We start from the raw sequence: 24,676 nt of genomic DNA, 5'->3' as shown, positions 1-24,676 counted from the left end.
TTTGCTTCCCTCGACCCGTGCGCTGGATCCTTGCATGACCTAGTTTTTTTAGCGCTTGTCAGAGCGTGCCCAATGGAGGACACAATTTATGACTAACGTTCTTTGGTTTTCTGAGCTTGGCTTGTCCGACCTTGACCAGGTTGGCGGCAAAAATGCATCGCTTGGGGAAATGGTCCGGAATCTCGCCTCTGCCGGGGTGAAGGTTCCAGGCGGTTTCGCGACGACGGCGGACGCTTACCGGCGTTTTCTGGCGGACTCGGGGTTGGATGCCCGGATTGAAAGCATTCTTGAGGGCTTGGACAGCGGCGATGTGGCCGCGTTGGCCAAGGCCGGCCAGGAAATCCGGACCCTGATCCGTGAGACGCCGTTTCCGGCCGGTTTCGAAGAGGACATCCGGACGGCTTATGAGCGACTGACCCAGGAGCATGGTGGGGATGTGTCGTGGGCGGTACGTTCCAGTGCCACGGCTGAGGACCTTCCGGATGCGTCGTTTGCAGGGCAGCAGGAGACGTTCCTGAACATCCGCGGCATCGGGAACATCCTGCTGGCCATCAAGGATGTGTTCGCTTCCCTGTACAACGATCGCGCAATCGCCTACCGCGTACATCACGGCTTCACGCATTCGGAAGTGGCGCTCTCGGCAGGTATTCAGCGGATGGTGCGTTCCGACGTCGGTGCCTCCGGCGTCATGTTCACCATGGACACCGAAACCGGCTTCAGGGACGCTGTCTTCATCACGTCCTCGTATGGGCTGGGGGAGGCCGTGGTCCAGGGGGCTGTGAACCCTGATGAGTTCTATGTCTACAAGCCCGCTTTGGCAGCTGGGCGCCCGGCGGTGCTCAAGCGCGGCTTGGGGGAGAAGGCCGTGCAGATGGTCTACACGGATTCGGACGAAGTTGGCCGGACGATTGACTTCGTCCCGGTGGCGCAGGATCTGCGGAACCGTTTCAGCCTGACCGATGCTGAGGTTGAACAGCTCGCCCGGCACGCGGTAGCAATCGAGGAGCACTACGGCCGTCCGATGGATATTGAGTGGGGCAAGGACGGTGTTGATGGTGGGCTGTACATTCTTCAGGCCCGTCCGGAAACCGTAGAGTCCCGAAAAGCCGCCGGGACCACTTCCCGGTACACGCTCACGGAGCGGTCCACGGTGTTGGTGGAGGGCCGGGCGATCGGTCAGCGGATCGGTGCCGGGCAGGTGCGGGTGCTGTCCTCGATCGACCAGATGTCCTCGTTCCAGGAAGGCGATGTCCTGGTGGCGAACATGACGGACCCGGACTGGGAACCGATCATGAAGAAGGCCGCCGCGATTGTCACGGACAGGGGCGGACGGACGTGCCACGCCGCCATCATTGCCCGGGAACTGGGTATTCCAGCCGTTGTTGGTACCGGATACGCGTCCCAGATCCTCAAGGACGGAACTCCGGTCACCGTTAGTTGCGCGGAGGGCGAGGCTGGGCTCGTCTACGAAGGTTTGCTGGAGTACTCGCTGCACGAAACCAGCCTGGAGACCATGCCGGAAGCTCCGGTGAAGATCATGATGAACGTGGGAACCCCGGAACAGGCGTTCAGTTTCGCCAAGCTCCCCAACCACGGTGTGGGACTGGCCCGCTTGGAGTTCATCATCAACCGGCAGATCGGTGTCCATCCCAACGCCCTGTTGGCTGTGGCTGGTGAGATCGAGCGCCCGGCGACCCTGGATGACTACACCATCCGGCAAATCCAGGAAAAAACAGCCGCCTATGACGGTCCCCGCGACTACTACGTCCGGCGCCTGGCCGAAGGCATCGCCACCATCGCGGCGGCTTTCGCCCCCGAACCGGTCATCATCCGGCTCTCGGATTTCAAGTCCAACGAGTACGCCAACCTGATCGGTGGTCCGGCGTTCGAGCCGGAGGAAGAAAACCCGATGATCGGGTACCGCGGCGCGTCCCGGTACCTGTCGGCGTCCTTCCGGCAGGCGTTCGAACTCGAATGCGAAGCCTTGAAGTACGTGCGCAACGAGATGGGCCTGTCCAACATCAAGCTGATGGTCCCGTTCGTACGGACCCTGGACGAGGCCCGTGGCGTGACCGAACTGATCGCCGCCAATGGGCTGCGGCGCGGCGAGGACGGGCTGGAGATCGTGATGATGTGCGAACTGCCGGCCAATGCACTCCTGGCCGACGAGTTCCTGGAGTACTTCGACGGCTTCTCCATCGGGTCAAACGACCTCACCCAGCTCACCCTGGGTCTGGACCGCGACTCCGCCCTGGTTGCCGAAGGGTTCGATGAACGGAACCCGGCCGTGACCAAGCTGCTGGAGATGGCGATCACGGCGTGCCGCGCCAAGGGCCGCTACGTCGGCATCTGTGGCCAGGGCCCCAGTGACCACCCGGACTTTGCCGAGTGGCTGCTCGGGCAGGGCATCAGTTCGATTTCGCTCAACCCCGACGCCGTGACCGAAACCTGGCTGCGCCTGGCCCGCACCACCAGTACCACGGTCTAAATGGCAGACCACCAAACCGTGGGGGCGGGCTCCCCGCCCGCCCCCACGGTGTTCTTCCTCTCGGACAGCACCGGAATCACCGCTGAAACGCTCGGCAATACGCTACTGACCCAGTTCCCCGGCCAGCGGCTGGAACGGCGGACCATCCCGTTCATCACCACCATCCAGCAAGCGCGTCAGGTGGTGGCGCTGATCGACCGGGTGGCTGCCACAGGTCCTGTTCCGATCATCTTTTCCACCGCCGTGGGGCAGGGCATCCGTGCCGTACTCTCCCAGAGCCGCGGGCAATTCTTCGACTTGTTCGGTACGCATATAGGGCAACTCGAACAAGCCCTCGGTGCGCAGGCCAACGGCAAGCCCGGCCAGGCTCACGGCGTGGGCGATGCCGTCCGCTATCAATCCCGCATGGCCGCGGTGGAATATGCCATAGAGCACGACGACGGCCAATCGCTCCGGGCGCTTGAACGCGCCGAATTGATACTCATTGCCCCTTCGCGGTGCGGGAAAACTCCCACCACCATGTACCTTGCTTTGCAGCACGGCATCCTCGCCGCCAATTTCCCGCTGGTGGAGGAAGACTTTGACAACATGGTGCTCCCGAAGCCCTTGTTGCCTTTCGCGGGCAAGTGTTTCGGGCTGACATCCCAGCCTGTCCGGCTCAGCCAAATCCGGCAGGAACGCCGGCCGGGCAGTAACTACGCGTCCCTGAACCAGTGCACCTTCGAGCTGCGCAACGCCGAAGACATGTACCGGGCCAATGACATTCCCTACGTCAACTCCGCATCCATGTCCGTGGAAGAAATATCTGCCACGGTGCTCCAACGAATGCAGCTGCATCACTGACGTCATTGCCTCGCAACCCACAGGGGAGGTCGATCATGAAGATCGGGAGGCACGCTCTTGGGCCGGAAGGTCAATGAGGGTTAGGTGTCTTCGGCCAGGTCCTGGACGTCGAAGGTCTCGCGCGCCTGTTCGATGAGGGGCATGTGCTTTGCAGCCCACTCCAGGAGCACATCGATGGGGTAACGAAGTGTCTTGCCTAAAGGTGTGATGCGGTACTCGATCGCGACGGGGCGCGAGCTAAGCAGTTCGCGTTCGATAATGCCGTTTCGTTCGAGGCGACGCAGCGTCGCCGTCAGGGACTTCTGCGACACCGACGGGATGGCCCGTCGCAGTTCGCTGAACCGGCAAGGCCGCTCGCAGAGTTCGTTGAGCACGCTCAATGACCACTTGTCGAGAACTTGATCGAGCAATTCCCGATGGGGCGTGCTGATCTCCAGACGGTCATCGTGGCTAGTGGTATCCGGCATGAAACCTGGTCTCGTTGAAGTGTCCTGCATCTACCAGGTATCAAAGATATACCAACGTTTACCTCTTTCCCAAGGAGTCTCATGCCTGTTCACCGTTTCAGCCCGGAAGGCCTGATGCAGCCCACCCCGTACCACCACGTCGCCGTCGGCACCGGCACCCGTCACGTTCACGTCGCGGGCCAGATCTCGCGCCTGGCTGATGCTACGCCCGTCGCTCCGGACGACCTGGCCGGCCAGGTCGCCCAGGCCCTCCGCAATACCGCGACCGCGCTGGCCGGCGCCGGGGCGAGCTTCGACGACGTCGTGCGTTTGACGTTCTACGTCACCGCCTGGGCTCCGGAGAAGATCAGCGCTTTCATGGAAGGTATCGAAAGTGTCGCTGCGGAGATCGGACTGCCCTCGCCGATGCCACCGTCCTCGCTGATCGGCGTCGAGTATCTGTTCGAACCGGATGGGCTCGTCGAAGTTGAAGCAACCGCGGTACTGGATTAGCAACGCCACCAGGGGTTCGTGCACGACTGTTTAAAGAGTCCTCAGCGCCTCAACCACCAAATCGTGATACCGATGGGGGCCAAGCCCACTCAGCGGTAAATCGGGTACTACAGTTGATGTATGGCTGCCAGCCGCAATCCGCTCGATGACCTGCGCGAAACCATCGGCCATCTGGCCAATCAGCTCAAGCTGCCCGGTTCCGAACGCGTCGACGACCTCGTGGGCGATCTCATCGGTGCAAGGCCCGGGCCGGCCCGGCCGCTGTCCGAGGTGCAGGCCGAACTCGACGCGCTGGTTGGACTGGGGACCGTGAAGGAACAGGTGCGGGCCCTGGTCGCACTGCTCCAGGTCCAGGCTCGTCGTAAGGCGCACGGTCTGCCGGAGGTGGCCACATCCCAGCATCTGGTGTTTCTCGGAAACCCGGGCACAGGCAAGACGACCGTGGCGAGGCTCCTGGCCGAGATGTACCGCGCGGTCGGGCTGCTGCAGAAAGGGCACCTGGTCGAGGTCGACCGTTCGGGCCTGGTGGGGCAGTACGTCGGGGCGACCGCCATCAAGACGGACCGGGTGATCCGGCGGGCGTTGGACGGGGTCCTGTTCATCGACGAGGCCTACGCGCTGGCCCCGGAGGACGGCCGGATGGATTTCGGCCCCGAGGCGATCGAGGTCCTGCTCAAGCGGATGGAGGACCACCGCCACCGCCTGGTGGTGATCGTGGCCGGCTACCCGCGGTTGATGGAATCCTTCTTGCTCTCGAACCCTGGACTGCGCTCCCGGTTCGCCCGGGAGATTACGTTCCCGGACTACTCCGTGGACGAGCTCGATACGATCTTCCACCAGATGCTTGCCCAGCACGAGTACACGCTGGAGCCGGGTGCAGACCAGATGCTGCGGCGCATCCTCACTGGGCTCCACGCGGGCGAGGACTCCGGCAACGCGCGGTTTGCACGCACGCTGTTCGAGCAGGCGCTCAACCGCCAGGCGCTTCGGCTCTCGCTCGATGAAGAACAAAGTCTGGACGCCCTCGATCGTGAGGCCGTCATGACGCTCACCGCGGAGGACATCGCCGAGGCCGCACTGGCCTTGGGTGAGGAGCCGGAGACGGAAGCGACGCCGGAACGGGAACAGTCACGCTGGTGGCGCTGGCTGGTCTGACGGCGAGGCCTTCTCCAGGCGTCGGGCTCGAGGTGGTGGCACGCCGCCGGAAAGCCTTCAGTCACGGCAGTCGGGCCAGATTTGATGGCTCGTTTCCTGAATGCCAAAACCACGGGATTCGGATCGCAGCCCAGTCGCGGGGGGAGTCCGCCACGCGGTCGCCTTACATGTGACACCGCTCGACACTTTGACCGGCGAGCTTCCCTTGGGGGCTCCGCCAAAGGTAGGGGTGGCTGTTATGCGCTTCATGGCTCCTCCTGCATCCTGCTGGTTCAACCATGCTTCAGCTGGATCAAGAGTTACCCCGGTTTTGCGCAGCTTAGGCAAAGTTTATGGACAGGAAAAAGTGCGACGGCGGTACTTGCCGAGTGCCGCCGTCGCACGATTCCTGTTACTTAAGCCAGGACGTCACCGTTTCCTGGTGCGCGTCCACCCACTTTTTGGCTGCGGCTTCGGGGCTCATGCCGCCCTGAATATCCGTGGCGACTGAATTCTGGTCATCGTTGGTCCATTTGAAGCCCTTGGCCAGTTTGGCTGCCGGTGAGCCGCTGTCCGCAAACTTCTTGGAAATAATCTTGTTGAGTGTATAGGTCGGGTAGTCGCACGCCACTTTTTCTGCGTCAGCATCGCAGCCCTCGGTCCAGGCCGGCAGGGAGACCTTCTTGAGGGGAATCTGGGACAGGAACCACTGCGGTTCATAGAAGTAGCCCAGCAGCGGCGTCTTGTTTTGCTCCGCCGTCCGGAACGACTGGATGAGGGCAGCCTCCGAGCCGGAGAACACCACTTTGTAATCCAGGTTCAGGTTCTTCACCAGTGCTTCGTCGTTCGTGACGAAAGCGGGGTCGCCGTCGAGGATCTGGCCCTTTCCGCCGGACTCGGAGGTGGTGAACATCGACGCGTACTTGTTCAGGTTCTTCCCGTCCGTGATGTCCGGGTACTTCTCTGCCATCCATGGTGGTACGTACCAGCCGATGTGGCCTTCGTTGCCGGTGGGTCCGGCGTCTACAGCCACCTTCTGATCCGTAATGTACTGCTTGGTGAGGTCAGCATGACCCCAGTTTTCCATGATGACGTCCACCTCACCGGAGGCGAAACCCTGCCAGGAAATCTGTTCGTTGAGGTCCTTCTGCACCACAGTGCAACCAAGCTGGTTTTTCGCTACGTAGCTGTACACGGCAGCATTGGCCGTATAGCCGACCCAGGCGTTCATCGCGACACTAACAGCTCCGCAGGGTGCATCCGAGGCACCTGCGGGTGCGGCGGCCACCTGGTTCACGGAAGCACCCCCGCAGCCTGTCAGCAGCAAAGCAGCCGCGGCGACTCCTGCCATCAGGGGGATAGTTCGTTTCAACAGCGGTCCGGCTTTTTTCATTGTTGGGTCTCCTTGTTGGGGGGTGGGAGTATGGCGGGAATGTTTGTTCATTGGAGCGACCAGGTTCATGGGGTCTTGGCCGCGGCAATTTTCCGCAGCGGGGTTGCTGCCGCAGCCTGGGTCATCCTGTCGAGCAGGATGCCGAGGAACACGATGGCAAGGCCTGCGGCCAGGCCCTTGCCGAACAGTGAACTTTGGACAAAGCCGGCGACGACGTCGTACCCGAGTCCGCCTGCACCGACCAGGGCACCCACGACCACCATGGCAAGGACGTAGATCAGCCCTTGGTTGGCGGCGAGTGCCAGGGACTTCCTGGCCATCGGCAACTGGACCTTGGTAATGACCTGCCAAGGCGTTGAGCCGCTGGAAATGGCAGCTTCAAGGACAGTGGGTGAGATTGCTGCGATGCCATCGGCGGTGATTTTGATGGCGACAGGAGCTGCGTAGATGATGCCTGCGATGATCGCCGTGAAACGGGTAGCGCCGAAGAGTCCCAGGAACGGAACAAGATAAACGAACGCGGGCATCGTCTGGCCGGCGTCCAGAATTGGCCGAAGGACTTGGTCTACCCTTTCGGAACGGCCCATCGCGACACCGAAGACCACACCAAGGACCATGACAAGCGCGGTGGCCACCAGCGTTCCGGCGAGGGTGACCATGGAATCGCTCCAGAGGCCAAGGTAGATGATGACACCAAGGCAGGCGGTGGTTACGGCGGCGAGCTTCCAACCGCCCAATGCGTAAGCGGCCAGGGCAATGACGCCCACGAGGATGTAGAAAGGGGTGTCTGTGAGCAGGGACTGGAACGGGTTCAGGATTCCAGTGGTGACCGATTCACGCAGGGACACTGTGAACAGGGACAGGTTGCTCTGCATCCACTGGCTTGCCGAGCTCACCGCCTGGACAATCGCCGGGCCGATGTTGAAGTCCTTCGGGAAAGCCGCGGCCCACAATGAGCTCCTGGACAACTGGACCATGACCAGGGCCAGGCCCAGCGTGACACCCAGGACTATGTATCGGTTCCTGCGCGAGATCCGGCCGTTCCGGGCAGCGCCCGGTTCCGCCCGGCGGCTGGCTGCAGTGGTTACCCGGTCCAGCACGATCGCGAGCAGGACGATGGAGAGGCCGGCATTTACTGCAGTTCCGACGTCGAGCGATTGCAGCGCGCGGACAACGACCTGGCCGAGTCCTGGAGCGGCGATCAGTGCCGCAATAGTGACCATGGACAGAGCCGCCATGGTGCTTTGGTTGATTCCCATGACAACTGTGCGCCTGGCCATGGGAAGCTGCAGGGTAAGCAGCCGCTGCAGGCCCGTGGTACCCAGCGAGTCCGAGGCTTCCCGGGTGTTCTCCGGGATGCTTCGGATACCGTGGGCCGTGAGGCGGATTACCGGAGGCGCGGCGTAGATGACAGTGGCAATGACGGCCGAGGCCGGGCCGATGAGGAAGATGAGCGCCAAGGGGGCCAGGTAGACGAATGTGGGCAGCGTCTGCATGAAGTCCAGTACCGGCGTGATCACTGTGGCAACCCGGGTGGAGACACCGGCGAGGATACCGAGCGGGATCCCAATCAGGAGTGTCAGCAGCACAGCGGTAAGAACCAAGGCGAACGTGTAGGTGGCCTCAACGAACAGACCCTGGATGCCGAAGAAGGTAAAGACGGATAGGGTCAGGAGAGCCACGCGGACGTTCCCGACGGCGAACGCAATCCAGCCAAGTAGTCCTACGGTTCCTAGCCAGCCAATTTCAGGCAGCCGCAGGCCGGTGGAACTCGCCGCAAAGAGCGTGATGAAGAGGTTGGCGACGTTGTCCACCACGGCCCGCAGTGGTGTGAAGATATACAGGAAGACGGGGTTGTCGGCCCGGTTGGCCGCAACCCAGGCGTTGAACTGGTTGAGTGAGCGGTGCAGATCCGTCAACTCGGAGGCAGGCAAAGTCAGGGTGGACGTCCCGTGCAGGATCAGAAAGCCCAGGATCCAGATGACGCCCGCGCCAACCAGCAGCATGGTGCGGCGACTGGGCAGGCGGCGCGGTTCCTTAACAGGGGAGGAGGCTGGCTGGATCTTTTCCTGATCCCGGACAAGCGTAGTCATCAGGCCGCTGCTTCCGCTGGCTGCAGCACAGAGAGGATGCTGTCACGGTCGATCTGCCCGATGATCCTGCCTGCTTCATCCTCCACGAGGACGGGGCAGGAGGAATGCATCACGGTTGTTATGGCGTCCCGGATGATCATGCCGGAACTGAGGACCGGAGCATCCAGGGGCGTTCCATCCATCAAGGGACGCATAATCCACTTCAAGGTCAGGACGTCCGCGCGGGGAACTTCGGACACAAAATCCTCAATGTACTGATCTGCCGGAGATCCCACCAACTCATCCCCGGTGCCGCACTGGACCATCTCGCCGTTGCGCATGATCAGGATGCGGTCCCCGAGCTTGAGTGCCTCGGAAAGGTCATGGGTGACGAACACCATGGTCTTCCCCATTTCCTTGTGGAGTCGGATCACCTCGGCCTGCATGTCACGCCTGATGAGGGGATCCAATGCAGAGAAGGGCTCGTCGAAAAGGATGGTGTCCGGGTCGCCTGCCAAAGCCCGGCCAAGGCCGACACGCTGCTGCATACCGCCGGACAGCTGGTCCGGATAGTGCTGTTCGTACCCCTTCAGGCCGACCAGTTCAATGATTTCCCGAGCCCGGCCGTAGCGCTCATTCTTAGCCGCCCCCCGGATTTGCAGGCCGTAGGATACGTTGTCCAAAACCGTCCGGTGAGGCAGGAGTCCGAAGTGCTGGAACACCATGGACATCTTCCGCCGGCGAAGTTCCCGCAGCTCCCCAACGCCTGCCTGCAGGACGTCCCTGCCGTCCACCATTACCTGCCCTGAAGTGGGTTCAATAAGCCGGGTGAGGCAGCGGACAAGGGTTGATTTGCCGGATCCCGAGAGACCCATAACGACGAAGACCTCACCCTTTGCGACGTCGAAACTTAGGTTGCGGACGGCCGCTACGCAGCCTGAGGCTGCCAACAGTTCAGCAGAGCTAAGGGACGAAAGCCGGGGATCACCAGGGATCTTTTCACCAGCGGGGCCAAAGACTTTCCAGAGGTTCCGTACTGAGATGTCGGGGCTGTTCATTGCTGTACTCCTGCTTATGGCGGCTCGAACCAATGGCCGGGCTTTGAGTGGATGTCTTGCTGCTTGCCTTTTCGCCGAAGTCCCCCACTGAGCTTGGGGAAAGCTGGGGGATACGCCGGTGGAGGCAGCGCTCTCAACGCCATGCTCCAGACGCCCGCGGGCAAATCCTTGCGCGATGTCGCGAGGGCACTGTAAATCTTCTTCGCTGCGAACGGACTTGATCTGCATGTTGCTGGTTGTGCATGCATCAACATCACCCGTAATACGCAACAGTGATGTATCTCACTCCACCTGTCAAGGTTTGGAAATAAATAAAAACGATGGCCAACAGCCACCGTGGACGACGCTTGCGCCATCCCAATGATTGGCGGGTTGGGCGCTGGACCACGTCAAGGGAAGGGTCACCGTGAGGGAAGCTGCTTTGTGACGGTGCCGTCGAGTCGTATGACGGCATTGGCCCGTACTGGTTCTGACCGGTGTGAGGATCTCAGAGGTCGTCTTCGGGCCGGGCAGTGAGAATTCGATTGGCGCTCAACTGGAGGATGCCGAGCGATTCCTGGATCAGGGGAGAGGTGATGCTGCCGCGGCGTACGGCAGCGACAATGCGGCGCGACGGCTTACCCCTGCCCGTGATACGGAGCCGAACTACGTTTTCTGCACTACGCAGCGGCGCCAGTCTCGGCAGCAGGCCCACGCCCAGCCCTGCGCCCACGAAGGCGATTTGGGTTTCCCACTCGACGGCCTCGTGGGCAATTCGTGGTGTTACCCCGGCCGCGGTGAACGCCGCAGTGAAGAGGGAATGGTAGGTCGAGCCGGCGGCCTCCGTAATCCAGGGTTCCGACGCCAGCTCCTGGAGTGTCACCGTCTCCCGCGATGCCAACGGATGGTCAGAGGGAATGATGACGTCCAGGGGGTCATCGAGCAGGACGGTCTGTTCGAAGCGCGGATCGTCCTCGGCGTATGTGTCGGACTGCATGGCGACGATGACTGCAAGGTCGATTCGCTCGGCAACCAACAAGTCGAAGCAGCGGGCCGGGTTGGCCTCGAGTACTTGCACTTCCAGTTGGGGGCGCGTTGAGCGAAGAGTCGCGGCGAGTGGCGCAAGCAACTGGGCGGCCGCCGTCGAGAATCCGCCGAGGCCAAAATGCGACTGGACCTGGTCCCCGGCCTTCATGGCTGCGGCGCGCAGGCTCTCCCAGTCGGCAATGAGCGTGTCCGAACCCGCCACGAGAAAGCGGCCCGTGGCGGTCAGCCGCACCCCCCGGCCGTCCTTCGTCAGCAGCTGCATTCCAAGTACGCGTTGGAGCTCCCGCAACTGCGCCGACACGGCGGAGGGAGAATAACCTGTGAGCTCCGCGGTGGCGCCAATGGTGCCGCAGCGGGCAAACACCCGAAGTGTGATGAGTCTCGCATCGATCATGCACCTATTGTGCACGGTTATCTTCCAAATGTTGCGCTTTTGTTGCAGCGCATTCGTCCCTAATCTCATGACTACAAGGATTTTGAATACAACATCGGTTGCACCCAAGCACCCTTGGTCGCCATGAATCGCACGCTAACCCAGGCCTCCCGGGAGGAAACACATGTCTGCTCCAGTCTTGCCCCTCAATTCACGCGGAAAACTCGCTTCATCATTGCCTGCAGAGCAGCTGGCAGAGATCAGCCAGTTGTTCGAGTTCCGGCGCACGGGATATTCCCTCGATGCCCCCTTCTACACAGACCCCACGATTTTCAAGATCGACATGGAGGCCATTTTTGGCCAGCACTGGATCTTTGCCGGCAGCGTCGCAGAACTCCCGGAGCCGGGTGACTACATCACTGTGGATTATGGCCCCTACTCGCTGATTGTGCTGCGGAACGACGACGGCGGCGTGAACGTCCTGCACAACGTGTGCCGCCACCGTGGCGCCCGCGTCCTGACCGAAGCTGCCGGGTCCACTGGCAACCTCGTTTGTGGCTACCACTCCTGGACCTATTCCGCGGAAGGTAACCTGATCCACGCCTCCGCTCCCGGCGAAGCGAAGTTCGACAAGAACTGCTTCGCGCTCAAGCGTGCGCACAGCCGCGAAGTTGCCGGCCTCATCTTCGTCTGCATCGCTGATGAACCGCCGACGGACTTTGACGAGACCTCCAAGATCTTCGAGCCCTACCTCGCGCCCCACGATCTGTCCAAGACGAAGATTGCCTACCAGCAGAACATCATCGAAGAGGGCAACTGGAAGCTCGTCATGGAGAACAACCGTGAGTGCTACCACTGCGACGGGCATCCGGAACTCGCCTGCTCGCTCTTCCCCACGTGGGGCCTGACCGAGGGGCTGATCCCGGCCCATCTCGAGGAAGTTTGGGACCGCAACAAGGAAGCACAGTCCTCGCTCGAAGAGCGTTGCCGCCGTTACGGCCTGCCCTACGAGGTAGTTGAGGAACTGGACACCCGTATCGCCGGAATCCGCATCTCGCGCGAATCCCTGGACGGTGAGGGCGAATCGTTCTCCGCCGATGGCCGCCGGCTGTCCAAGAAGCTGCTCGGTGACCTGCCCGACTTCCGCCTTGGCCGCTGCTCGATGCACCTGCAGCCCAACAGCTGGTTCCACTTCCTGGGCGACCACGTGATCACCTTCGGTGTCTTCCCGATCAATGAGCACCAGTCCTTGGTCCGCACCACCTGGCTGGTAGCCGACGATGCCGTGGAAGGCGTTGACTACGACCTCGAGAAGCTGACCTACACCTGGAAGCAGACCAACCTGCAGGACAAGGCCTTCGTGGAGCTGTGCCAGCAGGGCGCCGGCAGCCCCGCCTACGAGCCCGGCCCGTACATGAAGAGCGAATACCAGGTTGAGGCGTTCATCAACTGGTACGTACAGCGCGTGCAGGAGCACTTGGCATGATTGAACTCCTCACAGAGACGGCAATCCAGGAGCCACAGCGGATCCGTGGACTTGAAATGCCGTGGAACAGGGTGATGGGCAGCACCGAGGCACCCGCCCGTGCTGCCCGTGCCCTGGGCCCCTGGCACCCGCAGGAGTTCATGGCTGAATGCGTGGAAACCGTTCCGGAAGCGGGCGGCCTCATGACGTTCGTGTTCCGGCGCTGCGACGGCGCCCCTCTTGCGTTCCGTGCAGGGCAGTACGTCAACGTGGCCTTTCCCGTGAACGGCGAGGACAAGGAACCGGTGGACCGCAGCTACTCGCTGTCCAGTTCGCCCACCGAGCCGTGGACTTTCAGCATCAGCGTCAAGCGCGATGGTGGCGGCCTGGTTTCGCCGTGGGTGCACGAAAACGTCAAGCCAGGTACCGTCCTGGAGATGCTCGGGCCAGTCGGCGCGTTCCACCTGCCCGACGCGGACCGGCGTGCTCGTTACCTCTTGCTCGCTGCTGGAGCCGGCATTACGCCCATCATGTCCATGGTGCGGACCATCCACTCCTTGCCGGGGCATGCTGACGTTGTTGTCCTGTACCACGGAGCGGAAGCCGGGGGTTTTGCCTTCCACCAGGAATTGGCGTACATAGCGTCCGTGGACTCGCGCGTAAAGGTCTTCTATTCCCTGGGTGACCGCAGCAAACCCGAGGGGTGGGAAGGACTCAGCGGGAGGCTGACGGCGGCCATGCTCGACGAGGTGGCCCCCGATGCCAACGGCCGCCAGGTGTATGCCTGCGGTCCCGAGGGCTACCTGAACACTGCCACCGAGCTCCTCAAGAAGGTGGGCGTCGACGACACCTCCATCTACATGGAGTTCTTCACCGGCGACCGCCAGACGCTCCTTGAATACCAGGCGGAGCTGGCGCATGCAGCGGACATTGCCGAGGAAATCGCGGAGGAAATCGCCGATTCCGCCGAGGACTACTTTGAAAGCCAGCCCACAGCGTTCGGGCTCTACGAGCCAGGCTACGACGCCGAGGGAACCCTGAAGGCCGGGGGACTGCCGCTGGAAACCGTCGATGCGGATGCGGCTGGTCCGGAAGCCCTCGACGGCGGTTCGGACACCGAGCCGGAGACCGCGTCCCCGGATGCCTCAAGTTTCGACACCGTCGGAACGGGAAGCCTCACGCTGTCCTTCATGCGCACGGGAATCAATGTACGCATCGATCCCACCGAGCACATTCTGGGGGCGGCCCAGCGTGCGGGCGTCAGGATCGGCGCAAACTGCAAGGAAGGCATGTGTGGCTCCTGCAAGGTCGTCAAGCTTTCCGGGGAGGTGGAGATGAACCACCAGGGCGGGATCCGGGCCAGGGAAATCGATGCAGGCAAGTTCCTGCCCTGCTGCTCCACAGCCCGGACCGATATGGTGATTGATGCCTAGCTTCCAGCTGCGGAGATAGCGGGACAGGTAGCGTGGCCACGGTTACGGACGAAAGACGAGTACAAACTACTCGTGCACCAAGACTGCCCGTTGGTCTTTACTGGATGCAGCGGAGCCCAAATAACTGCCAATAACCCCCCAACGTTTGGCGGTTGGTGCCCAAGGGTTCCGTCGGCCAGGGCCGGACAACTGCAGCAATGCAGATGTCCGGCCCTTAGCCTTGCCACGGGCTAGGATGTGGCGCGTCGCGCTACGTTGTAGAAGCGGATGTTCTCGTATTCTTCGAGGCCCTCGGCGCTTCCTTCGCGTCCGAGACCTGACTGCTTGACGCCTCCGAAGGGGGCGGCTGCGTTGGATGGGACGCCTTGGTTGATGCCGACGATTCCTGTCTGGAGATTGTCGGCGACATTAAGGGCGCGGTCCAGGTTCTCGGTGAAGACGTAGCCGGCGAGGCCGAATTCCGTGGCGTTGGCGCGGGCAATCACTTCGGCTTCGGAGCTGAAGCGCTGTATCGCCGCGATGGGGCCAAAAATCTCGGACTGGGCGACGTCGGAATCCTCGGTGACGCGGTCCAGGACGGTCGGGGCGAAGAAATTGCCTGCGGAGTCGTAACCGTGGCCGCCGGTGAGCAGTGTGGCTCCCAGAGCCACGGCGTTCTCGGTGTAGGCCTGCATTTGGGCGACTGCACGGTCGTCGATCAGCGCGCCGAGTCCGGTCTGCTGTCCGAGCCCGCTTCCCACAGCGACCTGGGCGAAGCGTTCGGTGAGCGCTGCAACAAAGTCATCGGCTATTCCGTCCTGGACGTAGATCCGGTTGGCTCCAATGCAGGACTGGCCGCCATTGCGGAGTTTCGCGGCAAACGTTCCGTCCACTGCCCGCTGCAGATCGGCGTCGTTGAAGACGATGAGCGGTGCGTTGCCGCCAAGCTCCATTGAGCTTCGGAGGACATTCTGGGAGGCAAGCTGCAACAGCTGGCGTCCCACCGGCGTCGATCCAGTGAAAGAAACTTTCCTGACTCTGGGATCGAGCAGGACGGCTTCGCTGAACGCACCTGATTTTGAGGTCGTGATGACCTGGATAAGTTCTTCCGGTACCCCTGCCTCGACCGCGAGTTGAACGGCAAAGTACGTCGTGAGGGGGGTGAGGGTCGCAGGCTTGATGACTACGGGGCATCCCGCAGCCAGGGCGGGTGCGATTTTTCGGGTGGCCATCGCCAAGGGGAAATTCCATGGCGTGATCAGGACCGCCAGGCCGACGGGGGAGCGGCGTGTCAGGAGGCTCGCACCACCATCCGGTGTCTCGCGGAAGTTTCCTGCGGGGCGGACTGCTTCCTCGGCGTACCAGCGGACGAAATCGGTTCCGTACTTGACCTCGCCGCGGGCTTCGGCGAGGGGCTTGCCCATTTCGCGGGAGATCAGGTGGGCGAGGTCTTCGGTGTGTTCAACGAGTTTGTTGTACCAGGCGTGGAGTACGTCGGCGCGCTGGCGGAGGCTGGACCTGGCCCAGGGCGTTCCAGCCTTGTCGGCTGTCGCAACAGCTTCCAGCGCGGCCTCAACATCGGCGTCGGGGACATGGGCTATGGTTTCGCCTGTCGCGGGGTCCTGGACTTCGATGCCCGAGCTGGGAAGGCTGATGGATCGGATGACGGCATCGGCATGTTTGACGCTGGCGGAGTCGGCCGCAATCAGGGGTGCAGCGACGTCGGATATGAGGCTCATCGATTCTCTCTTTCAGTACTGGCCTGGTCGATGGCGGTACGAAGACGCGTACATCTCCAACGGATGATCTGCGTTTCGCCGCGATCGATAACCAACGCATGATGGTTTTGTGCCTAAAGCCAATGTAATTACGTGCGAAAGTAAATAAAAGCGAACCTTTTTGACGTACTTATGTAAGTTTTTCTTACATGTTGTGTTTGGCGTGCAGCACTTGGGTTATTGCTTCCCGCACGGCAGTCAGGGAAGCGCTGCGCTCAGAGCCGGACCGAACCAGGAACTGGATGCTGCGCTGTTGATCCGCTGGCAGCCAGGAGCTGGGCGTCATCACACTGCCGGCTTCACGCAGCACCATGTCAGGCAGGAAGGCCGCGGCGAGGCCCTGTTCAACCATGCGGAGGTGGAAAAGAAGGTCCGAAGAAACATAGGAGATGACCGGATCGATGCCTAGTTCGCGGCAGACGCGCACGGCCCATTGTGATGAGGCGGTGTGCAGTGGCTCTGCTACCCAGCGCAGTTGCTTTAGATCGTCAAAGTCAGCAAACTCCAGGCCATGCGGCAGATAGCCGCGGATTGGGTCCTGGCCGATCAGGGTGGTGTGCACTCCTCCGGGCGGAGCCACTGCAGTCCCGGGAAACGCATCGCTGACCACGGCATCGACCTGCCGGGAGATCAGCTGAACGACTGCCTGCTCGGGATCCTCGCGTCGCAACCTGACGTCCAGTCCGGGATAGTTTCGGGCCAGTTCGGCCAGCGCAAAAGGCATTACGCTTCGGCTGATAGTGCTGAATGCCGCTATGGTCACAATCCCCTGGGGCCGTTCATGGGAGGTCGCAAGATCAGCTTCGGCGCGCTCCATCGCGGTCAGTATTGCCTCGGTATTGCGTACGAGTTCCTCGCCTGCAGGGGTGAGCCGGACATTGCGCCCCACCCGTTCGAGAAGAACGACACCTGTTTCCTTTTCCAACAAACCGAGCTGCTGTGAGATCGCGGAGTGGCTGTACGAAAGTTCGCGGGCGGCGGCACTCATGCTGCCGTGCAGCTTGACTTCCCTGAGGAGGGTGAGGCGATGGAGGTCGAGCATGCTGGTAGCTTACGCGTGCGCAGGCGGGGTAGTTTCCACTTCGGTGCATCCGGTGGGGTTCGAACCCACGACCCGAGGATTAAAAGTCCCCTGCTCTGACCACTGAGCTACGGATGCCGGAATCGCGCCGGAGCCATGCGCGCAGGACTCCGGCTCGGCCAGGGTCACATGGCGTGATTCATTGTGGGCGCAATCTTTAACCGTGCCTCACCACGAGGTATTCCCGGCCGGGTCAGCCGCTGGTTCCGGTGGCATCATGGGCTGCGCCAACAGGTTTGGACTCCGGTGATCCCCGCTGGCGAAGGTAAATGGAAAGGACCACCATGGATCCGACGGCAAGGAACTCCGACTGCCAGTTCTGCAGGGTGCGGTTCCAAAAGTCAGGTGATACCAGGTACTCAGCCCAGGACAGGGGCTCTTGGAAGTTGCGAAGTTGCTCTTCGTTGAAGGCAACGTGGCCTGTGATGGACTGGACCAGCCACGAGAGGATAAAAATCAGGCCCATTGTTGCGGCGAGCGAGTTCGAGAATACGGTCAGGCGCCAACCTTTTGCCTTGGCCCATGCGGGGGACTTGGCGTTGGCATGTTCACCGACGAGTTGTTCTTCGTCGGATTCCAGGCCTGGCTTGTCCAGCTCTTTTGATTCCGGGGACCCCTTCTGAAGCAGCCAAATGGTGGCTGTGATGTAGAGGAGAAACTGCAGGTACTCGGATTGCCAGTTTTCCGACACGTCAACCGCGAAGCTGGAAGAAGTGATGTATTGGAGGAAGGTGATTTCATCAAGGCCGGCAGTGAGTTGGTCTTCGTTGAAGACGGCCTGTCCAGTAATGGCCTGACCCGCCAACGCAAGGATGAAGATCAGACCGAAAAATAGGCTTAATCCGTTGTTCCTCAAGGCTTTTTTCACGTCGCGTCCTATCCGTTAACCAGTCCCACGGAGGCCAGGTAGGCAAGACCACCGAAAATGAGAATGAGATAGAGGCTAAAGGCGACGCGCATTGCTATCTTCCTCCTACTTCACAGGAATAGGGGGTTTCCTCCCTTTGAGTGCATCCGGCAGCTGTCACACGCCAACTTGAGCCGGAAACAGCGACGAAAACGTTATCCCTCTCGAACTGCACCAATGCTTCCCGGCCATAGGCTTCGGTTTTGACCACTTCTCCGGAAGCTCGAAGATGTAGTGACGCCAAGTGGGTCTGGCAGTCGTCACCGTCCTGCTCTTCAGATTTGTCCCGGACCGTGGGCTGCAGCAAATCACAGGCAGCAGCCCAGTCCGAGGCATCTACGGCACGATGGAAATCCTCAGCGACCTTGGTTGCGCCGGCAGTATCTACGGCGCAACCTGTCGCAGCAAAGAGGAGAAGGCTGGCGGCAGTAGCGGGGATTATTCTGCGCATGGGCCCCAGCTTAAGAGACTGGACCAGGCAACCGAACCTTCGACATGCACCCATGCGTTCCTCCCCGCCACCGACACTAAGCAACCTGAGGATCTGCTATGGCTTTAGTGTAAACCCAGGAACTGCTTAGCCAGGTGAACTGCACGTCGCCGCCTTATCCAGCGACTTTGGGCAGTTCCGCGGTGGTCCTCAATGGCGACCTTCATCAGGGCCTGTGCTCACCCTACGGGCGACCCAACTCTGGTGATGCCCGCTATGCGCCGCGGGAACTGATCCAGTTGCTCGCCGGCCTCCTCATACCACTGCGTCAGGACGGCTGGTGGCTCGCCCAGTGTGACGGCATTGGTGAAGGACTCGATCCATGAACCGGACTGTGCGAGATGATCGCTGATCACGGACATGTGATTGGCCATGGACTCTGCTTCGGCATGGACCTGAAGGCAGGTGATTTTCCGGCCTGATTCGTCGCCGAAGAATTGGAAAATAAGCATCCTGGGCTCGCGGCTCTCCACAAGCCGCGACACCTCGCGGCATGCTTCGAGGGCTTCCTCCAGATGACCGGCCCGCACCTTATATGTGCTGAAGTAGATGAACGGCTCTGACATGATTGCCTCCTGAATCAAGGGATCCGCACCTTGCGGATTACCTTCAGGATCCCGCTGGCGCCCCGCCCGGACATCGGGAGTTCGGGCCGGCTTCGCCGTCCCGGCGTTGGGTAGTTCTGCCCAGTCCACCGATGCATACTGGTGATCAGGAGGTGGACGTGGCCGACGAGGCAGATCACCTGGCGAGGGCCCGGACGCTCCACATGGAGTACCAGTGGCGGGAGGCGTGCGAGGAGTTTCGCGCCGCCGGCGGACTGCCGGCACTCGGGGTAGAGGATGTGGAGCGCTTCGCGGAGTGCGCACAGATCGCAGGGCTGAATGAGGATGCGATACCCGCGCTTGAGCGTTCCTTCGAAGTGCGGGCAGCGGAGGGTCAGGTGCGCGCCGCGCTCGCCTCAGCGTTCTGGCTGTGGCAGGCGTACAACCTCAATAATGAGTTCGCCCAGGCCAGCGGCTGGATGGCAAGGGCTCGCGAACTCGGTCCGGATGACGTGGGGGGAGACCCCGGTTGGCTGCTCATCACTAAGGCTTACGGTCTCATCGCGGCGGGCGCGTATGACGAGGCGGGCGTACTTCTCGCGCGCGCCCGGGCGACGGCCACTGCCGCGCACGACGCCGATCAGCTGGCTTTTTCGACGCTTCTTACCGGCCGCGCACTGGTCAAGTCCGGCCACCTCGCGGACGGACTGGCTTGGCTGGACGATGCGATGCTCCGTGTTGTGGTGGGCGAAACCACCCCCAGGACCACGAGCCTGCTCTTCTGCGCGGCGATCGGCACGTGCCAGATGGAGGCCCGGGATGTGTCGCGGGTCCGCGAGTGGAGCATAGCCCTTGGATCGTGGTTGGATGCGGTGCCCCCATTCGGCGGGCCCTTCTATGGCAATTGCCTTACATACCGGGCAGTCCATCTCCGGCTCGCGGGACAATGGGCGGCGGCCCTCGCTGAGCTTCAGGAGGCATGTCGGAGTTTGGCCGACGGTGCGGGCACACGCCTTATCGGCCACGCCCGCTACGAACTCGGTGAATCGCATCGTCTTTTCGGGGATTTCCCCGAGGCAGAGGCGTCCTTCCGGGCGGCCGCCTTCTCGGGAGGTCCTACGCAGCCGGGGCTGGCACTGCTCAGGCTTTCCCTGGGCGATGTTCCAGCGGCGGCCGCGGGTATCCGGCGCGCACTCGGGGAATCCGCGGGATCAGGTGCTCGCGTGGACCTGCTGCCCGCGGCGGTGACGGTCCTTCTTGCGGCCGGGGCTGGCCGCGAGGCCGCGGCCGCTGCCGAGGAGATAGGCAGCCTCGCCGAGCATTTCGCCTCTGACAGTGTTCGCGCAGCCCACGCGCGGGCCCTGGGCGAGCTTGCTCTTGCCGACGGTGACTGTCAGAAGGCACTTCCCGAACTTCGACGGGCCGCTGACCTATGGCGTGGGCTGGATGTCCCCTACGAAGTCGCGCGGTGCTCGGTCCTCCTCGCGACGGCCTGCCGGGGTGTGCGGGACCACGAGGCCGCAGGCTTTGAGCTTGAATCAGCGCGACAGGAATTCAGGCGTCTCGGCGCCCGTGCCGACCTGGCCGAGGTTGAGAACATGCTCCGGCAGCAGGGTGTTTCCCCTCAATACGGGCTCTCGCCGCGCGAATTGGAGGTGCTCCGTTTGATCGTGCGTGGCCGGACGAACCGGGCAATTGCCGGCGAGTTGTTCATCAGCGAGCGGACCGTCCACCGGCACGTAACCAATATTCTCGAAAAGCTCGGCGTGAGCTCCCGAACGCAAGCAGCCACGCATGCCATCGGCCAGGGGATCGTCAACATCGCCCCGTAGCCGAGTGTCTTTGGGCGCCAGGTTGCCCCATCACGTCAAATGGTCAAAGTCGCCTCGCGCCCAGGCAGCATGCCGTTGGGCTGAATCGTGCAGAACGGCTTTGGCTTCGGAGGCGATGATGTTGTTGAAGTTGCCGTAGATCCTGTCGAACGTGAGTTCTTCCAGTTGTGCGGTGACCCGCAACGCTACCGCACCCGAAAGCGGCAGATGATTCGGGTAGCTACGCATGAAGGCGATGGAGCGGCGGTCCGGATTTGGAAACACGCTATCTCCGGTCAGCAGGACCCCCTTGCCTCCTGCTCCCGCAGTCCAGTGCGCTACCGCGCTCCCGGGGAAGTGGCCTCCGGTCTGGTGCAACGTCAATCCTTCGGTGATGGTCCTGCTGCCGGACCAGTAGGAGATGACCGCATCATTCCGACCAACCCACTGCCGGTCGGCGTCCGCCACAAGCACGGGGACGCCGCCAAGCCGGCGTGACCATTCCACCTGTACCCCGAACATGTGGGGATGGCTGGCTGCAATCGCCACAACCGGGCCTCGTTCAAGGACTGCTTTCACGCTGATGTCATCAACAAATCCAACGGGGTCCCACAGCAGCGAACCCTGTGGTGTCACTACAAGCTGGGCAGTTTGACCGATCCCGACTTTCGGCGCAGCTCTGATGCCGATAAGTCCCGGCTCGTTCTCTTCCAGCAGTAACTGCTGGCCAGCCTGCGCCAATTCGTCGAGTGAAATCCACGTTTGTCCGTCCTCGGGCACGTACTGGCGCTCGTCGGCGCAGATCGGGCAGACTTCCGGCGTCGGCTCGTCGCGTTCAACGGCACAGGTTGCGCAGATCAGCACAGCTATCCCTTCCCGCTCAGGTCCCGGACGTATCCGGTCTCCTTCTGCTCCGAACCTGGCGCCAATTTACGCTGTATCAGCCTTCTACTCCAGCCCCGCTACGCCAGAAATCTATATGTCGATCTCTTTACGAGCGTCATGGTAACGATATAAACTGTGTCTGGAAGCATGGGGGCACCGCAAGCGGTGGCCCGCTCCTCATGTCCGAACTAAGGAGACAAAGATGTCTGGTTCACGCTCTGATGAGATCATGGAACATTCACAGGAACTGACCATGGGCGCTCTGCTCGATGAAGAGTTCCGCTCCGTGTTCGACGGCACGACGCCGGTTGCCACACCGTGGGCTGGCCTCATATTCATCTAGACACCCTTTGAACAAATTCCTTGCGTGTGAAAGTACGCAACCGTGAAAAGGGTTGGGGCAGCATCGCGCCCCAACCCTTCTCCGACCACCCATGCCGGAATTAGTGTCCTTGGAAGGCCTCCGCCAGCCACCAGGAACCACCGTCCGAGGCGATCTTGGCATCGATCACCAAGGGCCGGTCCTGTCCGCCGTCACGGAAGGCGGCAACCCATTCCCGCACTGGCTGAAGGTCCTCCAGAGTCCTGACTGTCACGCCGTCGGCCCCAAATCCCCTGGCGATGGCCGCAATATCGGTCTCCGGGAACGAGACACTCCCCAGTTCTTCCTGGGCGTGATGCTCAGCGAAGTGATGCACCTCAGCGCCGTACGCAGCATCGTTGTAGACGATGCAAACCAGCGGCAGCTTCAGCCGGACGGCGGTCTCCAGTTCGCTGATGCCCATCAGGAAACCACCGTCTCCGGCACCCAGGACGGGCAGCCGCTGTGGTTGCGCCATTGCAGCGCCGATTGCCGTGTAGAGGCCAATGCCGATCGCCTGGAACGCTTGGGTGAAACAGAATCCGAATTCGTCCGGCACCGCCAGGTACTGGCTGGGGTAGCCCATGAAGTTGCCCGAATCCACTGCGACGATTCTGTCTGCCGGAAGGATTGTATCCAGTTCCCGGCTGATCACCCGGGGATCGATGGACGTCGAAGTGCCCAGGTCCGGAGTCTCCACGTCCCGCCACCGTGCACTCTGTTTGATGGCGACGGCGTTCTGCTCGGTACGGTACTTTTCAGCCGCGGCAGGCTGGATCGTCTTGAGGACTTCCAGGGCGTCCTCCGCGGTGAGGGCGGAATCGCCCAGCACGCCCAGTGTGATGGTCCTGTTGGCGCCCAAGGAGGAGTCTTCGACGTCGATCTGGACTACTTTTGTTCCGGCAGAGATGAGCCTGCCGTGCCGCATAGTCCACATATTCAGCGTGCAACCCCACCCGATAATCAGGTCCGCTGAGGTAATGAGCTCCGCGGTCAAAGGGGAGGAGAATCCGCCGGAGATGCCCAAATTATGCGAATCGCCGTTGAACAGCCCATTGGCCACGGCCGAGGTCGCCACCAGCGCCCCGGCGTGCCGGGCCAGGGCCAGGATGGAATCCCGGGCGCCCCGGCCACCGCGGCCTGCGACGAACACGGGGCGTTTCGCATTCGAGATCAGCTCTACCAGCTGGTTCACTGCACCGGTATCCGGACGAAGCCGCGCCGGCACAGGCACGACGACGGTACCCACCGTGTCTGCGGCGGTTCCGCTTTGGATATCCAAAGGCAAGCTGAGCACCACGGTCCTGCGCTCGTTCACCGCCGTTCGGAAGGCCCGGACGGTATCCGCTACGGCCGTTTCGGGGGAGTGGATCCGTTCTGCCACGGCCCCGACGCTGCGCGCCAGAGCATCCTGGTCGATCTTGAAGTTGGACCGGATGGCTGCAGCCTGCGTATCGGCCGTCAGCACGATCATGGGGGTGCGGCTCTTGGCAGCCTCTCCGACGCCGGTGATCGCGTTGGTCAGGCCACATCCTTGGTGTGTGGTCACCACGCCCACCTTGCCCGACATCCTGGAGTAGGCATCGGCCATGGTGGCAGCGCCGCCCTCATGGCGGGCCGCGGTGTAGGGTACACCGGCGTTCATCATGGTGCTGGTGACGTCGAAATTGCCGCTGCCCACCACCCCGAAGACGTGCCCGACTCCCAGCTTTGCCAGTGTCCGGCCCACCAAGGTAGAGACCCTTGCCTGCTCGCTCATGCGCCCGGCTCCGATGCCGTGCTTGCCGTATTTGCTGAGCTGTCAACCAGAGCATAAACGCGGCTGGGGCTGCCCGTCCCGCCAACGATAGGAAGGGGTGCAACCACCAGCGTCGCGCCGGTGACCGGGAGGCGGTCAACGTTCCGCAGCGACGTCACGCCATATTTGTCAGCGCCGAGCAGGAACGAATGGACGGGGAACATAGGGTCCAGCGTGGCGGCCTGGCCGGCGTCGATGCCCACCGTTTCCACGCCGAAGCCGCTGATGGAGGCATTGCCGGCGAGCCATTTGGCGCCGGCCGCGGAGACCCCCGGGGTGTGGGGGCCGGCGTCGTCAGCGTTCATGAAGTCCGAGGCGTTACCGCCGCGTGCGGACCAGCCGGTGCGGAAGATGACCCAGCAGTTTTCCGGGAAAGGGCCATGCTCCTGCTGCCACTGCTCGAAGTGTTCGGGCTCCAGCAGGAAATCGGCGTCTCGTGCAGCTTCGGCGGTCTTGTCAATCACCACGGCCGGCCCCACCAGGCGGTGCGGCTCGATCCGGTCAACGGACTTCCCGTCCTTGCCCGTGATCCAGTGGACGGGAGCGTCCAGGTGCGTCCCGGCGTGTTCGCCCACCGTGACGTCGTTCCACGCCCAGGCCGGTCCGGCGTCGTCGAAATTGCTGACGGGAGTCAGCGAGAGTCCAACCGTGTTGGCCAGGGGTTGGGGCAGATTCAGGATGGGAGTGTCACCGCTGAGCGGCGTGGTGAGGTCGACGACGTCGATGGCGCCGGATGACAAGGCTGCGGTGAGTTCACTTAGAACAGACATTGTTCTCCTGTCGGATTGATGTGTGGG

At 62.0% G+C, this 24,676-nt stretch carries 21 protein-coding genes and 1 tRNA gene; 8 read left to right on the top strand and 14 right to left on the bottom strand.

What is annotated here, in order from left to right; genetic code table 11:
- Positions 1 to 88: 88 nt before the first annotated feature.
- A complete protein-coding gene (gene ppsA, locus AC6I97_RS13805) occupies positions 89 to 2,488 on the top strand; it encodes a phosphoenolpyruvate synthase (protein ID WP_497945172.1) in 2,400 nt (799 codons plus the stop codon).
- Entirely contained in the window at positions 2,489 to 3,331 is an 843-nt protein-coding gene (locus AC6I97_RS13800; RefSeq protein WP_497945171.1) for a pyruvate, water dikinase regulatory protein, read from the top strand.
- Between the two features lie 80 nt (positions 3,332 to 3,411).
- On the opposite strand, the gene AC6I97_RS13795 is transcribed toward AC6I97_RS13800, so the two are convergent.
- Positions 3,412 to 3,798, bottom strand: coding sequence for a winged helix-turn-helix transcriptional regulator (locus AC6I97_RS13795; protein WP_224090072.1), 387 nt, complete (start codon positions 3,796 to 3,798; stop codon positions 3,412 to 3,414).
- An 81-nt stretch (positions 3,799 to 3,879) separates the two neighbouring features.
- On the opposite strand from AC6I97_RS13795, the gene AC6I97_RS13790 reads away from it, so the two are divergent.
- Together AC6I97_RS13790 and AC6I97_RS13785 are read left to right on the top strand one after the other, a co-directional pair.
- Entirely contained in the window at positions 3,880 to 4,290 is a 411-nt protein-coding gene (locus AC6I97_RS13790) for a RidA family protein (RefSeq protein ID WP_224090073.1), read from the top strand.
- Between the two features lie 120 nt (positions 4,291 to 4,410).
- On the top strand, positions 4,411 to 5,445 hold the full coding sequence (locus AC6I97_RS13785; RefSeq protein WP_497945170.1) for an AAA family ATPase: 1,035 nt from the start codon (positions 4,411 to 4,413) through the stop codon (positions 5,443 to 5,445).
- Between the two features lie 391 nt (positions 5,446 to 5,836).
- Here the strand turns inward: AC6I97_RS13785 and AC6I97_RS13780 are convergent, their stop codons facing one another.
- From AC6I97_RS13780 to AC6I97_RS13765, 4 genes are all read right to left on the bottom strand, one after another.
- On the bottom strand, positions 5,837 to 6,817 hold the full coding sequence (locus AC6I97_RS13780; RefSeq protein ID WP_309926380.1) for an ABC transporter substrate-binding protein: 981 nt from the start codon (positions 6,815 to 6,817) through the stop codon (positions 5,837 to 5,839).
- Between the two features lie 65 nt (positions 6,818 to 6,882).
- On the bottom strand, positions 6,883 to 8,910 hold the full coding sequence (locus tag AC6I97_RS13775; RefSeq protein WP_224090077.1) for an ABC transporter permease: 2,028 nt from the start codon (positions 8,908 to 8,910) through the stop codon (positions 6,883 to 6,885).
- The gene (locus tag AC6I97_RS13770) at positions 8,910 to 9,947 is read right to left on the bottom strand and encodes a quaternary amine ABC transporter ATP-binding protein (protein ID WP_497945169.1); all 1,038 of its coding nucleotides are present in this window, start codon (positions 9,945 to 9,947) and stop codon (positions 8,910 to 8,912) included. The genes AC6I97_RS13775 and AC6I97_RS13770 overlap by 1 nt, the downstream gene beginning before the upstream one ends.
- 487 nt (positions 9,948 to 10,434) lie before the next feature.
- Positions 10,435 to 11,367 (bottom strand): LysR family transcriptional regulator, encoded by a 933-nt coding sequence (locus AC6I97_RS13765; protein WP_224090081.1) that lies wholly within the window; start codon positions 11,365 to 11,367, stop codon positions 10,435 to 10,437.
- A 163-nt stretch (positions 11,368 to 11,530) separates the two neighbouring features.
- On the opposite strand from AC6I97_RS13765, the gene AC6I97_RS13760 reads away from it, so the two are divergent.
- On the top strand, positions 11,531 to 12,832 hold the full coding sequence (locus AC6I97_RS13760) for an aromatic ring-hydroxylating oxygenase subunit alpha (protein WP_224164285.1): 1,302 nt from the start codon (positions 11,531 to 11,533) through the stop codon (positions 12,830 to 12,832).
- Positions 12,829 to 14,244, top strand: a complete 1,416-nt coding sequence (locus AC6I97_RS13755; RefSeq protein ID WP_224164286.1) for a ferredoxin reductase — start codon at positions 12,829 to 12,831, stop codon at positions 14,242 to 14,244. Before AC6I97_RS13760 ends, AC6I97_RS13755 begins: the two co-directional genes overlap by 4 nt.
- Before the next feature lie 230 nt (positions 14,245 to 14,474).
- Here AC6I97_RS13755 and AC6I97_RS13750 read toward each other — a convergent pair whose 3' ends face one another.
- The 6 genes from AC6I97_RS13750 to AC6I97_RS13725 form a co-directional block, all read right to left on the bottom strand.
- Positions 14,475 to 15,962 carry an NAD-dependent succinate-semialdehyde dehydrogenase gene (locus AC6I97_RS13750; RefSeq protein ID WP_224164287.1) on the bottom strand — a complete coding sequence of 496 codons (1,488 nt, stop codon included), beginning with the start codon at positions 15,960 to 15,962 and terminating at the stop codon, positions 14,475 to 14,477.
- A 184-nt stretch (positions 15,963 to 16,146) separates the two neighbouring features.
- Positions 16,147 to 17,043, bottom strand: a complete 897-nt coding sequence (locus AC6I97_RS13745) for a LysR family transcriptional regulator (protein ID WP_224164288.1) — start codon at positions 17,041 to 17,043, stop codon at positions 16,147 to 16,149.
- 44 nt (positions 17,044 to 17,087) lie between these two features.
- A tRNA-Lys gene (locus AC6I97_RS13740) sits at positions 17,088 to 17,160 on the bottom strand.
- A 115-nt stretch (positions 17,161 to 17,275) separates the two neighbouring features.
- On the bottom strand, positions 17,276 to 17,950 hold the full coding sequence (locus AC6I97_RS13735) for a DUF6766 family protein (RefSeq protein WP_224164289.1): 675 nt from the start codon (positions 17,948 to 17,950) through the stop codon (positions 17,276 to 17,278).
- A 94-nt stretch (positions 17,951 to 18,044) separates the two neighbouring features.
- Positions 18,045 to 18,440 carry a hypothetical protein gene (locus tag AC6I97_RS13730; protein ID WP_224090087.1) on the bottom strand — a complete coding sequence of 132 codons (396 nt, stop codon included), beginning with the start codon at positions 18,438 to 18,440 and terminating at the stop codon, positions 18,045 to 18,047.
- A 218-nt stretch (positions 18,441 to 18,658) separates the two neighbouring features.
- The gene (locus tag AC6I97_RS13725) at positions 18,659 to 19,045 is read right to left on the bottom strand and encodes a hypothetical protein (protein WP_224090088.1); all 387 of its coding nucleotides are present in this window, start codon (positions 19,043 to 19,045) and stop codon (positions 18,659 to 18,661) included.
- Between the two features lie 131 nt (positions 19,046 to 19,176).
- Between AC6I97_RS13725 and AC6I97_RS13720 the strand changes: the two genes are divergently transcribed.
- Positions 19,177 to 20,856: a LuxR C-terminal-related transcriptional regulator gene (locus AC6I97_RS13720; protein ID WP_497945168.1), complete on the top strand. Its 1,680-nt coding sequence runs from the start codon at positions 19,177 to 19,179 to the stop codon at positions 20,854 to 20,856.
- Between the two features lie 30 nt (positions 20,857 to 20,886).
- On the opposite strand, the gene AC6I97_RS13715 is transcribed toward AC6I97_RS13720, so the two are convergent.
- Positions 20,887 to 21,699, bottom strand: a complete 813-nt coding sequence (locus AC6I97_RS13715) for an MBL fold metallo-hydrolase (protein ID WP_497945167.1) — start codon at positions 21,697 to 21,699, stop codon at positions 20,887 to 20,889.
- Between the two features lie 223 nt (positions 21,700 to 21,922).
- Between AC6I97_RS13715 and AC6I97_RS13710 the strand changes: the two genes are divergently transcribed.
- Positions 21,923 to 22,063 (top strand): hypothetical protein, encoded by a 141-nt coding sequence (locus AC6I97_RS13710; protein WP_497945166.1) that lies wholly within the window; start codon positions 21,923 to 21,925, stop codon positions 22,061 to 22,063.
- A gap of 100 nt (positions 22,064 to 22,163) precedes the next feature.
- Here the strand turns inward: AC6I97_RS13710 and AC6I97_RS13705 are convergent, their stop codons facing one another.
- Entirely contained in the window at positions 22,164 to 23,840 is a 1,677-nt protein-coding gene (locus AC6I97_RS13705; RefSeq protein ID WP_497945165.1) for a thiamine pyrophosphate-binding protein, read from the bottom strand.
- Positions 23,837 to 24,649: a cyclase family protein gene (locus tag AC6I97_RS13700; protein ID WP_497945164.1), complete on the bottom strand. Its 813-nt coding sequence runs from the start codon at positions 24,647 to 24,649 to the stop codon at positions 23,837 to 23,839. The genes AC6I97_RS13705 and AC6I97_RS13700 overlap by 4 nt, the downstream gene beginning before the upstream one ends.
- Positions 24,650 to 24,676: the final 27 nt, after the last annotated feature.

The organism is Arthrobacter sp. TmtSoilC48, assembly GCF_059739425.1.
Note: the sequence above shows the minus strand (reverse complement) of the source record. Positions and strands in the feature narration are given on the sequence as shown.